Raw genomic sequence first — 13,215 nt, 5'->3', positions numbered from 1 at the left:
GTCGTGGCCCAATGGCCGAGGCGAGGCGGCGAAGCACCGGGGTTCGGTCCGCCACCGGCCGCGGCGGCGGAGCGAACCTCCCGGCGTCGCCGTCATCCGCCGACGCCGCGTCCCAGCTCCCACAGCTGCAGTGTGGCCGACGAGTTGAGCGCGTAGACGGTGCCGGTCACGTCGTCCCGGGCCGCGACGTACTGCTTGCCCTGCCACAGCGGCAACATCGGCACGTCCTCGGCGACGATGTCCTGGATGCGGGTCAGACTGCCCACGGCGGATACGCGGTCCGCCGCGCGCCGGGACTCGGGGATGAGGGTGTTGTTGACGGAGCTGTTGCTGTAGGGCGAGTTGAGGAAGTTGTCCTTGTCGAGGAAGGGGGCGAGGAAGTTGTCCGCGTCGGGGAAGTCAGGGAACCATCCCATCCCGTAGACGTCGTACGCCCCTTCCTTGCCGGCCGGGCGGAACTCGTCCCACGGGGCACCCTCGATGTCGACCTCGAAGAGGCCGCTGTCGTTCAACTGGCGCTTGAGTACCTCGAACTCGCGCTCCGTGGCCGACCCGTAGTGGTCGGTGGTGTAGTGCAGAGTCAGCCGCACGGGAGCGGTGACGCCGGCGCTCTCCAGCAGTTCCTCGGCCTTGGCCCGGTCGGGGTCTCCGTACTTGTTGAAGAACGCGCTCGTGTGGCCGGTGAGGGATGCGGGGACGAGCGAGTAGAGCGGCTCGGCCTGCGTTCCGTAGACCTCGGCGACGAGTTCGCTCCGGTTGATCAGCTGGGCCACGGCCTGCCGTACGGCCTTCTCCTCCACCGACTCCGCGCTGGTGTTGAAGATCAGGTAGCGAATCTCCAGGCCGGCCATCTCGTCCAGGTCGATGTCGCCGGTGGAGGTCTCACCAAGGGTCTTTACCTGCTCGGGGGACATGACCCGGGTCATCATGTCGATGTCTCCCGCCTCCAGGGCGGTTCCCATGGCCTCCGCGTCGTCGAAGGCGATCAGTTCGACCTTCTCGTTGTTCAGCTTCAGGCTCCCCTTGTACCGGGGGTTGCGGGTGAAGACGGTCTTCACGACCTCGCCGTCCTCCGTCTCGGTCGCCATGGTGTACGGGCCCGAGCCGGAGACCTCCAGGCCCTCGCGCAGCTCGTCCTTCTCGTAGACGTCCGGGTCCACGATCCCGGCGACCGGGGTGGACAACTTGAACGGGAAGGTCGCGTCCGGGGTCCGCAGGTGGAAGACCACCTCGCGGTCACCCTGGGTCTCGATCGTGTCGATGCTGGACAGCAGGGCGAAGACACCGCTGTCCGCCTCCATGGAGAGCACGCGGTCGATGGAGTACTTGACGTCGGCGGCGGTGATGGGGTCGCCGTCGGGGAACGCCAGGCCTTCGCGGAGGGTGCAGCTGTAGCGCTCGTTGCCGGTGTCGGTGAAACCGCATTCCTGCGCCGCCTCCGGCACGGGGTCCCCGCCACCCCTCGGCTGGATCATGAGGGTCTGCACGGTCTGACGAAGGACGTTCCAGGTGGCGACGTCGTACGCGTAGGCCGGATCGAGGGGCGCGGGCGCGTCCGAGGAGGCGGTGAACCGGTCCGTGGTGCCCACGACGATCGCGCGATCACCGCTGCCGCTGCTCGCCCCACCGCAACCGGCGAGGGCCGGGGCGAGCAGACCGGCCACGGCCGACAGCACCAAAGTCTTGCGGTTCATGCTCGGGTTCTCCACAGCTGTCGTGTTTCGCGCACCCGGCACGCGGGGGGTGTCGTGCGGGAGCACGGAACGGGGCGAGGTATTCGCCACGAGGTTAGTCCGCGCCCGCAGGAGCGTTGGCGGACGCCGGAATTGAAGGACCATCACGCTGCGAAACCGGGTGCGGACAGACGGAAAACCCGACAGGGGAAGGTATGGCGCAGGCTTCCACCAATCGGGACACATGGTCACCGCCCCCGACCTCGCGCCACACCGGCACGCCCACCCGGACGACCTCGCGGACCCCCCACGGAGTGGTGAATCTCACAGATCACCAGAGGTGGGGGCGGCTACGGTGGCAGGCCCGCCGGCGGGCGCCCGACCGGCACCCGCCGACACCGCCTTCACTCGAAGGGTGACAGGCAAACCGAAGACGGCGGGTCACCCGGCGGTGGTCATCAGCCCCCTGAGGAACGGCAGGTCCACCACCTCAAGCGAGGACACGACCGTACGGCGGACGGTCGGGGACATGGGCGCCACGGAGGGCACCACGACCACCCGGCACCCCGCCGCCTCCGCGGCGGCGACTCCGGTCGCGGTGTCCTCGACGACCGCGCAGCGCGACGGAATCGCGCCGAGTCCGGCCGCCGCCGACAGGTAGGGGTCGGGGTGGGGCTTCGTCCTCGACACCTCGTCACCGGCGACGGTCAAGGCGAAATGGTGCGCTCCCAGGGACTCCAGGGCGCGGTCGATGACCCGGCGATGCGACGCCGACACCAGGGCCGTGGGAACCCCACCCGCGTGGAGTTCGGCCAGGAGCCGCGCCGCTCCGGGCATCAGCGGCAGCGAGCCGTCGATCCGCTGCTCGAAGCCCTGGTTGAGCAGGGTGCTCAGCTCGCCCAGGGTGATGTCGGCTCCGGTCGCCTCGATCAGGAACCCCGCACTGCGACTCATCGGGCCACCGACCACGACGTGGCGCCAGGAGTCGTCCAGCGTGTGGCCGAGAGAGGCGAAGACCTCGACCTCGACGTCCCACCAGAAGCCCTCGGTGTCGATCAGCGTGCCGTCCATGTCGAGGAGCACGGCCTGGAGGTCCGAGGGGCCCCCGGTGCCTCGGGCGCGTTGCCCTGGTGCGGTACTGGTCATCCACGTACCTCCTGGAGGGACGACCAGGCCGGCTCCCCCGAGGGGAACCGGCCTGCGCTGGACCGACCAGTCTACGTCGCCGTGCGAGGGCACGCCTCCCCGGCGGCCCCGGTGCCGGGCGAGGACCGATGGCCCCCGCCGAGGCCGGGCGGGCCCCGCCTCGGGGTCGACCGCGCGGGCGACGGGCGCCCTTTGGGCCTCACCTGGCGTTGAAGTACTTGGCCTCCGGGTGATGGATGACAATGGCGTCGGTCGACTGCTCCGGATGCAACTGGAACTCCTCCGAGAGTCGCACCCCCACGCGCTCCGGCCGCAGCAGTTCGGCGATCTTGGTTCGGTCCGCGAGGTCGGGGCACGCGCCGTAGCCGAGGGAGAAGCGGGCGCCGCGGTAGGCGAGGGCGAACATGTCCTCGATCGCCGTCGGGTCCTCCCCGGCGAACCCCAGTTCGGCGCGGACCCGCGCGTGCCAGTACTCGGCGAGGGCCTCGGCCAACTGCACGGAGAGGCCGTGCAGCTCCAGGTAGTCCCGGTAGGAATCGGCCTCGAAGAGCCTGGCGGTCTCCTCGCCGATGCGGGAGCCGACCGTGACGATCTGGAGACCGACGACGTCGGTCTCGCCGGACTCCTCCGGCCGGAAGAAGTCCGCCAGGCACAGGCGTCGGCCGCGCCGCTGGCGTGGGAAGGTGAAGCGGGTGCGCTCGTGGCCTTGTTCGTCGAGCAGGATCAGGTCGTCGTCCTTGGAGACACACGGGAAGTACCCGTAGACGACGGCCGCCTCCAGGAGGTTCTCCGTCTGGAGGCGATCCAGGAGGCCGCGCAGCCGGGGTCGGCCCTCGGTCTCGACGAGTTCCCGGTAGTCGGGACCACCGCCGTCGCGCGCCTGCCGCAGCCCCCACTGGCCTTTGAACAGGGCGTCCTCGTCCAGCCAGGTGGCGTACTCCTTGAGCTGAATGCCCCTGACCACCCGGGTTCCACGGAAGGGCGGCTCGGGCACGGGGTTGTCGGTGGCCACGTCGGAGCGCACGTGCCCCTCCTCCGGCCGCTCCTCCGGCGTGGCGGCCGTCGGGCGCACCCGCCGCGGCCTCAGCTCCGGCAGTGTCACGCCCGGTACGCCTCGCTTGATGCCGACGAGGGCGTCCATCAGGCGCAGTCCCTCGAAGGCGTCTCGTGCGTAGCGCACCTCGCCCTCGTACAGCTCGTGCAGGTCCTGCTCCACGTAGGCACGGGTGAGGGCGGCGCCGCCGAGGATGACCGGGTAGTCGGCGGCCATGCCGCGCTGGTTCAGCTCCTCCAGGTTCTCCTTCATGATCACCGTGGACTTCACGAGGAGTCCGGACATGCCGATCACGTCGGCGCGGTGTTCCTCGGCGGCGTCGAGGATGGCGGAGACCGGCTGCTTGATGCCCAGGTTCACGACGTTGTAGCCGTTGTTGGACAGGATGATGTCGACGAGGTTCTTGCCGATGTCGTGCACGTCGCCCCGGACGGTGGCGAGGACGATGGTGCCCTTGCCCGCCTCGTCGCTCTTGTCCATGTGCGGTTCGAGGTGGGCGACGGCGGTCTTCATCACCTCCGCCGACTGGAGGACGAAGGGGAGCTGCATGCGGCCGGAGCCGAACAGTTCCCCGACGACCTTCATACCGTCCAGCAGCACCTCGTTGACGATCTCCAGGGCCGGGCGCTCCCCGAGGGCCTCGTCGAGGTCCGCCTCCAGGCCGTTGCGCTCGCCGTCGACGATCCGGCGTTTCAGCCGGTCCTCCAACGGCAGGGCGGCCAACTCCTCCGCCTTGGACGCCTTGAGGGACTTGGCGGTCGCCCCCTCGAACAAGGCCATCAGCTTCTGCAGCGGGTCGTAGCCCTCGGACCGTCGATCGTGGATGAGGTCCAGGGCCGTCGCCACCTGCTCCTCGTCGAACCGGGCGATCGGCAGGATCTTGGAGGCGTGCACGATGGCCGAGTCGAGCCCGGCCTTGACGCATTCGTCGAGGAAGACGGAGTTCAGCAGGATCCTCGCCGCCGGGTTGAGCCCGAAGGAGATGTTGGAGAGGCCCAGCGTGGTCTGCACCCGGGGGTGCCGCCGCTTGAGTTCGCGGATGCCCTCGATGGTGGCGACCCCGTCGCCCCGCGACTCCTCCTGGCCGGTGCAGATGGTGAACGTGAGGCAGTCGACGAGGATGTCCTCCTCGTGGATGCCCCAGTTGTCGGTGAGGTCGGCGATCAACCGTTCGGCGATCTCCACCTTCTTCTCCGCGGTGCGGGCCTGGCCCTCCTCGTCGATGGTCAGCGCGATCAGGGCGGCACCGTGCTCCCGTGCCAGTGCCGCGACCCGCGCGAACCGGGACCCGGGCCCGTCGCCGTCCTCGTAGTTCACCGAGTTGATCACGGCTCGACCGCCGAGCCGTTCGAGTCCCGCGCGGATCACCTCGATCTCGGTGGAGTCCAGGACCAGGGGCAGCGTGGAGGCGGTGGCGAAACGCCCGGCCAACTCGGCCATGTCGGCCACTCCGTCCCGCCCCACGTAGTCCACGCACAGGTCCAGCATGTGCGCGCCCTCGCGGATCTGGTCACGGGCCATCTCGACGCAGTCGTCCCAGCGGCCGTCCAGCATGGCCTCGCGGAACTTCTTGGAGCCGTTGGCGTTGGTCCGCTCGCCGATGGCCAGGTACGAGGTGTCCTGGCGGAAGGGCACCGCCTGGTAGAGGGAGGCGGCCCCGGGTTCGGGCCGCGGCTCGCGTCGGGCCGGCGTGAGGGGGCGGACCCGCTCGACCACCCTCCTCAGATGCTCGGGTGTCGTACCGCAGCAGCCGCCGACGAGGGCCAGCCCGTACTCGCGGACGAAGGCCTCCTGAGCGTCGGCCAGCTCGACCTCGGTGAGCGGGTAGTGCGCGCCGTCCTTTCCCAGGACCGGAAGCCCGGCGTTGGGCATGCAGGAGATCGGGACGCGGGAGTGGCGGGCGAGGTGGCGCAGGTGCTCGCTCATCTCGGCGGGGCCGGTGGCGCAGTTCAGACCGATCATGTCGATCCCGAGCGGTTCCAACGCCGTCAGCGCGGCCCCGATCTCGGATCCCAGGAGCATGGTCCCGGTGGTCTCGACGGTCACCGAGACGATGACCGGCACGTCGGCTCCCAGCGCGGCCAGGCCTCGCCGGGCGCCGAGAACGGCGGCCTTCGTCTGGAGCAGGTCCTGGGTGGTCTCCACGAGGAGGGCGTCCGCGCCGCCCACGACCAGGCCCTCGGCGTTGGACTGGTAGGCGTCGCGGAGCACCGCGTAGGGGGCGTGGCCCAGGGTGGGCAGCTTGGTGCCCGGGCCCATGGAGCCCAGCACCCAGCGCGGCGCGCCGTCGGCGGCGGTGAACTCGTCGGCGGCCTCCCTGGCGACTCGGGCGCCGGCCTCGGACAGCTCGTGGACGCGCTCGGGGATGTCGTACTCGCCGAGGGCGGAGTGGTTGGCTCCGAAGGTGTTGGTCTCGACGCAGTCGACTCCGACCGCGAAGTAGTCGCGGTGCACGGAGCCGACGATGTCGGGGCGGGTCAGGTTCAGCACCTCGTTGCACCCCTCCAGCTGCTGGAAGTCCTCCAGCGAGGGGTTCTGGGCCTGGAGCATGGTGCCCATCGCTCCGTCGGCCACCACCACTCGGGTGGCGAGGGCCTCTCGGAGCGCGGCGACGCGCGCCGGGAGGTTGGCGGGCGGGGTGGACGACGAGGCCATGAAGGGGCTCCCTCTGCGTGCGACGGCTGTCGGCTTTGCGGACGGCCCGGTCGGATCGTGGGATCGCCGGGCGGGCCGCACCTCGCCAGCGTAGCCGGGAGGCGGGGCCCGTGGTCCGCGTGTCCACGGGCCGGACCGCTCGCGGCAGGGTCGGACCACACCGAGGAGGGAGGCGAGGCCACCGGACGGCGCAGGGCGTGGGCCGGCGGTCGGTTCCGTCTCCGCCTGGCGTTGGCCGCAGGTCGACATCGACCGGTAGTGTTCGACATTGCCGAACGACGGCAGCGGCACCGCGAATCGGCGGTCGAGTGGACGGAGGCATGACGGCGATGGCACGGAACATCCAGTCGCTCGAACGGGCCGCCGCGATGCTGAGGCTGCTCGCGGGGGGAGAGCGGCGGCTCGGGCTGTCGGACATCGCCTCGTCGCTGGGGCTGGCCAAGGGGACCGCCCACGGCATCCTCCGCACGCTGCAACAAGAGGGGTTCGTCGAGCAGGAGGAGTCCTCGGGCCGCTACCAGCTCGGTGCGGAGCTGCTCCGCCTCGGCACCACCTACCTGGACGTCCACGAACTGCGGGCGCGCGCCCTGGTCTGGGCGGACGACCTGGCCCGGGCCAGTGGGGAGAGCGTCCACCTGGGCGTGCTGCACCAGCGGGGCGTCCTCATCGTGCACCACGTCTTCCGCCCCGACGACAGCCGTCAGGTCCTGGAGATCGGGGCCATGCAGCCGCTGCACTCGACGGCCCTGGGCAAGGTCCTGGCGGCGTACGACCCGGTGGCGCGCAGCGAGGCGCTGGAATCCGACCGCACCGCCTTCACCGACCGCACCGTTCGCGAGCCCGACGACTTCGAGCGGGTACTGGATCTGACCCGGGCTCGCGGCTACGCCTCCGACGTCGAGGAGACCTGGGACGGTGTGGCCTCGATCGCCGCCCCGATCCACGACCGGCGGCGCATGCCCGTCGGCTCGGTAGGCGTCACCGGCGCGGTGGAACGGGTCTGCCCGGGGGGAGAGCTGCGCCCCGAGCTGATCGCGGCGGTTCGCGACTGCGCCCGCGCGGTGTCGCGGGACCTGGGGGCCGGACGCTTCTGAGCCCGGGGCGCGGAGCGGGTCGCCCTCTCGCGTCCTACGCTGAATCGGGACAAACTCCACACAGCATGAGATATCGGCCACATCATGACGAAGATCAGTGGGGTCGGGCGATCGATAACGATCGCGCATTCGACAACAGAACTCTTGACGCGTGCGTGACGCCGAGGCAAGACTCCCGTCCATCGGTCGGCATTGTCGAACACTTATCGGCAATACGCGTTACAGTGTCACAACGCCAAGGGCCGGGATCGCTCTCACCCCCGAGGGGGCCGAGGCTCCGGTGGGACCCGGGGTTCGGCCTCCTGGACGAAGGACAAAGGAGTCGCGGGTGTCCAGCTCCGACATCTTCATCGGCGAGACCATCGGTACCGCCATACTCATCCTGCTCGGCGGCGGCGTGGTCGCCGCCGTGAGCCTCAAGGCCTCCAAGGCGCGCAACGCCGGATGGCTGGCCATCACCTTCGGGTGGGGCTTCGCCGTCATGACGGCCGTGTACGTGGCGGGGCCGCTCTCCGGCGCCCACCTCAACCCGGCCGTGACCGTCGGCCTGGCCATCAAGGACGGCGACTGGAGCAACGTTCCGGTCTACTTCGCCGGCGAACTGCTGGGAGCCATGATCGGCGCCTCGCTCGTCTGGCTGGCCTACTACGGACAGTTCCGGGCCCACCTCACCGACAAGGAGATCGTCGGCGAGGGCCGGGCGGCGGACGCGAAGTCCACGGCCAAGGCCGTCGAGGCCCGCGAGAAGGGCGCGGGCCCGGTGCTCGGCATCTTCTCGACCGGTCCGGAGATCCGGAACGCGGCACAGAACCTCGGCACGGAGATCATCGGCACGTTCGTCCTGGTCCTGGCCGTGCTCACGCAGGGCCTCAACGACGAGGGCAACGGCCTGGGCGTCCTCGGCGGCCTGATCGTCGCTCTCGTGGTGGTCTCGATCGGCCTGTCGCTCGGCGGCCCGACGGGCTACGCCATCAACCCGGCGCGCGACCTGGGCCCGCGCATCGTGCACGCCCTGCTTCCGCTGCCGAACAAGGGCGGCTCCGACTGGGCCTACGCCTGGGTGCCCATCGCCGGCCCCCTCGTCGGCAGCGCCATCGCCGCGGGTGTCTACAACGTGGCCTTCGCCTAGGCGGGCACCGGCCCCTCCGGCCGACGCACCGCGCACACCCCCGACACGCCCTCCACCACGGAACCCGAGGAGCACACAGTGACCGACGCCCACACCGCCGGCCCCTTCATCGCGGCGATCGACCAGGGGACCACCTCGTCCCGCTGCATCGTCTTCGACCGTGACGGTCGAATCGTCTCCGTCGACCAGAAAGAGCACGAGCAGATCTTCCCCAAGCCGGGCTGGGTCGAGCACGACGCCACCGAGATCTGGACCAACGTCCAGGAGGTCGTCGCGGGAGCCGTCGAGAAGGCCGGCATCACCCGCGCCGACATCAAGGCCATCGGCATCACCAACCAGCGCGAGACCACCGTCCTGTGGGACCGCAAGACCGGCGAACCCGTCCACAACGCCATCGTCTGGCAGGACACCCGCACCGACGCCCTCTGCAGGGAGCTCGGCCGCAACGTCGGGCAGGACCGCTTCCGACGCGAGACAGGCCTCCCGCTCGCCTCGTACTTCGCCGGCCCCAAGGCCCGCTGGCTGCTGGACAACGTGGACGGGCTGCGCGAGCGCGCCGAGGCGGGCGACATCCTCTTCGGTACGATGGACACCTGGGTCATCTGGAACCTGACCGGCGGTGCCGACGGGGGTCACCACGTCACCGACGTCACCAACGCCTCCCGCACGATGCTGATGAATCTGCACACCATGCGGTGGGACGAGAGGATCGCCGAGTCCATCGGCGTGCCCACCACGATGTTGCCGGAGATCCGTTCCTCCGCGGAGGTCTACGGAGAGATCAAGGGCGGCCGGCTCGGAGAGCTGCTGGGCGGCATCCCGGTCGCGTCGGCCCTCGGGGACCAGCAGGCGGCCCTCTTCGGGCAGACCTGCTTCTCCGAAGGCGAGACCAAGTCGACCTACGGCACCGGCACGTTCATGGTGATGAACACCGGCTCCAAGATCATCAACTCCTACAGCGGTCTGCTGACCACCGTCGGCTACAAGATCGGCGAGCAGGACACCGTCTACGCGCTGGAAGGCTCCATCGCCGTCACCGGGTCTCTCGTCCAGTGGATGCGAGACCAGATGGGACTGGTGTCGACCGCCGCCGAGATCGAGACGCTCGCCCTGTCGGTCGAGGACAACGGCGGCGCCTACTTCGTGCCGGCCTTCTCGGGGCTCTTCGCCCCCTACTGGCGTTCGGACGCCCGCGGCGTCATCGCCGGCCTGACCCGGTACGTCACCAAGGCGCACCTGGCACGGGCCGTGCTGGAGGCCACCGCGTGGCAGACGCGGGAGATCGCCGACGCCATGACGAAGGACTCCGGTGTCGAACTGACCGCCTTGAAGGTCGACGGCGGGATGACCTCGAACAACCTGCTGATGCAGACCCTCTCGGACTTCCTGGACGCGCCCGTGGTCCGCCCGATGGTCGCCGAGACCACCTGCCTGGGCGCCGCCTACGCCGCCGGTCTCGCCGTCGGCTTCTGGAACAGCACCGACGACCTGCGCGCCAACTGGCGCCGCGCCGCCGAGTGGACCCCCCGCATGGACGCGGAAATCCGCGACCGTGAGTACAAGAACTGGCTCAAGGCCGTCGAGCGGACCATGGGCTGGCTCGAGGACGAGGAGTAAGAACCGCATGACCACTCAGCCCACCCTGCAGCCCATACCCGCCCTGGGGACCCACCCGGTCCGCGGCTCGAACCCGAGCCGGGCCGAGACCCGGGACCAACTCTCCCGGTCGTCGTACGACCTGCTCGTCGTCGGCGGCGGCATCCTGGGCATCTCCACCGCCTGGCACGCCGCGCAATCCGGCCTCAGGGTGGCGCTGGTGGACTCCGGCGACTTCGCCGGCGCGACCTCCTCCGCCTCCTCCAAGCTGCTCCACGGCGGCCTGCGCTACCTTCAGACCGGCGCGGTCAAGCTGGTGGCGGAGAACCACTTCGAGCGACGCGCCGTCTCCCGCCAGGTGGCACCCCATCTGGCGAACCCGCTCACCTTCTACCTGCCGGTGTACAAGGGCGGTCCGCACGGCGCCGCGAAGCTCGGGGCCGGCGTGTTCGCGTACTCGGCGCTGTCGGCCTTCGGCGACGGTGTCGGCCACCTGCTCTCCCCCGCCAGGGCCCAGGCCGACGTGCCGGAACTGCGGACCGAGAACCTCAAGGCCGTGGCCGTCTACGGCGACGACCAGATGAACGACGCCCGGATGGCGCTGATGACGGTCCGCGCCGCCGTGGACGCCGGCGCGGTCGTCCTCAACCACGCCGAGGTGACCGGCCTGCGATTCACACGCGGCCGGGTCACCGGAGCGGAGCTCAAGGACCGCCTGTCCGGCGAGGAGTTCGGGGTCGACGCACGCCTGGTGCTGAACGCCACCGGCCCGTGGGTGGATCACCTGAGGCGGATGGAGGACCCGAACGCGGCGCCCTCGATCCGGCTCTCGAAGGGCGCGCACCTGGTCCTGAAGCGGACGTCTCCGTGGAAGGCGGCGCTGGCCACCCCGATCGACAAGTACCGGATCACCTTCGCGCTCCCCTGGGAGGACATGCTGCTCCTCGGGACCACGGACGAGACGTACGAGGGCGACCCCGCGGACGTCGCGGTCGACGAGAAGGACATCACGCAGATCCTCGACGAGGCAGCCTTCTCCGTCCGCGACCAGCAACTCGACCGTGACCTCATCACCTACGCCTTCGCCGGACTCCGGGTGCTGCCCGGTGGACCCGGCGACACGGCGAAGGCCAAGCGGGAGACGGTGGTCACCGAGGGCCGGGGCGGCATGCTGTCCGTGGCGGGCGGCAAGTGGACCACCTTCCGTCACATCGGCCGCACGGTGATGCGAAAGCTGGAGTCGCTGCCGGGCCACCCGCTCGGCGAGGACTTCGAACCGATCTCGTCGTTGCCGAAGCGGATGCCGCTGCCGGGTGTCGCCAACCCGCGCGCCGTCGCCCACCGGCTGCTGATCGACGGCCCCGCGCCCGGCCCCCGGATGGCGGCGGACACCGCCCGCCACCTGGCGACGCACTACGGCTCGCTGGCCTTCGACGTCGCCCGGCTGGCCAACGAGAACCCGGAACTCGCCAAGCGCGTCCACCCCGACGCGCCGGAGATCTGGGCCCAGGTGGTGTGGGCCCGGGACCACGAGTGGGCACGGACGGCGGACGACGTACTGCGTCGCCGGACCACGCTGACCATCCGCGGCCTGGCCACCGACGACCTGCGGGGCAAGGTCCAGGACCTGCTCGATCGGGGCTAGAGCCCCCGCGCGGATCGGGGCGCCCCCGCGCGGAGCCGCCCCGATCCGCGCGCGCCGCCCGGCCGAAGTCCCCCGTTCACCCGCCGTGGCGAGGGGGCTGCGGCCGGCACCCGGATACGCCGTAAGGTTGGGGCGTACGTCAGGGCACGTCGGAAGGAGGCGCTGGGTGATCGAGCTCGAGGGGGTTCCCGAGCTGGTCGACCCGGTCATGGTGGCCGCGTTCGAGGGCTGGAACGATGCCGGCGACGCCGCCTCCACCGCGGTCGCGCACCTGGATCGGGAGTGGAAGGGCGAGGTGTTCGCGGCGCTCGACGCCGAGGACTACTACGACTTCCAGGTCAACCGCCCCACGGTGTTCCTGGAGGCAGGGGTGCGCAAGGTCACCTGGCCCACGACCCGATTGTCGGTCGTCCGCGTGGGCGGCGACAAGCCCCGTGACCTGGTCCTGGTCCGGGGAATCGAGCCGTCCATGCGCTGGCGCTCGTTCTGCAACGAGCTGCTGGGCTTCGCGCACGAACTCGGGATCGAGCTGGTCGTCATCCTCGGCGCCCTGCTCGGCGACACCCCGCACACCCGCCCGGTGCCGATCAGCGGGATCACCTCCGACGCGGATCTGGCGCGTCGGATGGACCTGGAGGAGACCAAGTACGAGGGTCCGACGGGCATCGTGGGAATCCTCCAAGAGGCCTGCGCCCACGCCGGTGTACCCGCCGTGTCCCTGTGGGCCGCTGTACCGCACTACGTGTCGCAGCCACCCAACCCGAAGGCCACACTGGCCCTGCTGAATCGGCTGGAGGACCTGATCGGCCTCCGCGTCCCCCTGGGGGAGCTACCGGAGGACACACGGGCCTGGCAGGTCGGCGTGGACCAGTTGGCGTCGGAGGACGGCGAGATCGCCGAGTACGTGCAGGCGTTGGAGGAGGCCCGGGACACCGCGGAACTCCCCGAGGCCTCCGGAGAGGCGATCGCCCGGGAATTCGAGCGCTATCTCCGACGCCGGGACGGGGGCGGCCCCGGCGGTCACGCCACGGCCGACGGCGACGGGCTCCCGTACCGGCGCGACAACCCCGGCGGGCGCGCCCGTCCGCCCAAGGCGCCGCCCGTCCCGGAGGGGGACGACGGGGATCCGCAGGAGGACTGACCCGCGGCCCGGGCGCGCCGTCGGCACATCGGAGCGCGGTCCGGCCGCCCTCGATTCGACGGGCCGGGGGACGACGATCGCC

Annotated in this window: 8 protein-coding genes; 5 read left to right on the top strand and 3 right to left on the bottom strand. The window is 70.5% G+C overall.

Features of this window, described 5'->3' with window-relative positions; translation table 11 throughout:
* Nucleotides 1-92 precede the first annotated feature (92 nt).
* From JEK78_RS19450 to metH, 3 genes are all read right to left on the bottom strand, one after another.
* On the bottom strand, nucleotides 93-1,694 hold the full coding sequence (locus tag JEK78_RS19450) for an ABC transporter substrate-binding protein (RefSeq protein WP_200261453.1): 1,602 nt from the start codon (nucleotides 1,692-1,694) through the stop codon (nucleotides 93-95).
* A 420-nt stretch (nucleotides 1,695-2,114) separates the two neighbouring features.
* Complete coding sequence (locus tag JEK78_RS19445) at nucleotides 2,115-2,819, bottom strand: HAD family phosphatase (protein WP_200261451.1); 705 nt, start codon at nucleotides 2,817-2,819, stop codon at nucleotides 2,115-2,117.
* Between the two features lie 199 nt (nucleotides 2,820-3,018).
* Entirely contained in the window at nucleotides 3,019-6,528 is a 3,510-nt protein-coding gene (gene metH / locus JEK78_RS19440) for a methionine synthase (RefSeq protein WP_200261448.1), read from the bottom strand.
* A 329-nt stretch (nucleotides 6,529-6,857) separates the two neighbouring features.
* Between metH and JEK78_RS19435 the strand changes: the two genes are divergently transcribed.
* The 5 genes from JEK78_RS19435 to JEK78_RS19415 all read left to right on the top strand — a co-directional run bounded on the left by JEK78_RS19435 (nucleotide 6,858) and on the right by JEK78_RS19415 (nucleotide 13,133).
* Nucleotides 6,858-7,622: an IclR family transcriptional regulator gene (locus JEK78_RS19435; RefSeq protein ID WP_200261446.1), complete on the top strand. Its 765-nt coding sequence runs from the start codon at nucleotides 6,858-6,860 to the stop codon at nucleotides 7,620-7,622.
* 328 nt (nucleotides 7,623-7,950) lie between these two features.
* On the top strand, nucleotides 7,951-8,751 hold the full coding sequence (locus JEK78_RS19430; protein WP_200261445.1) for an MIP/aquaporin family protein: 801 nt from the start codon (nucleotides 7,951-7,953) through the stop codon (nucleotides 8,749-8,751).
* Between the two features lie 78 nt (nucleotides 8,752-8,829).
* Nucleotides 8,830-10,368: a glycerol kinase GlpK gene (gene glpK, locus JEK78_RS19425; protein WP_200261443.1), complete on the top strand. Its 1,539-nt coding sequence runs from the start codon at nucleotides 8,830-8,832 to the stop codon at nucleotides 10,366-10,368.
* A gap of 7 nt (nucleotides 10,369-10,375) precedes the next feature.
* Nucleotides 10,376-11,992 carry a glycerol-3-phosphate dehydrogenase/oxidase gene (locus JEK78_RS19420; RefSeq protein WP_200261441.1) on the top strand — a complete coding sequence of 539 codons (1,617 nt, stop codon included), beginning with the start codon at nucleotides 10,376-10,378 and terminating at the stop codon, nucleotides 11,990-11,992.
* Nucleotides 11,993-12,158: 166 nt separating this feature from the next.
* Nucleotides 12,159-13,133 (top strand): PAC2 family protein, encoded by a 975-nt coding sequence (locus JEK78_RS19415; RefSeq protein ID WP_200261439.1) that lies wholly within the window; start codon nucleotides 12,159-12,161, stop codon nucleotides 13,131-13,133.
* Nucleotides 13,134-13,215: the final 82 nt, after the last annotated feature.

Source organism: Streptomyces sp. HSG2, from assembly GCF_016598575.1.
In the GTDB taxonomy this organism is placed as follows: Bacteria; Actinomycetota; Actinomycetes; order Streptomycetales; family Streptomycetaceae; genus Streptomyces.
The sequence above is the reverse complement of the archived record's forward strand: the minus strand, read 5'-3'. Positions and strand labels throughout refer to the sequence as shown.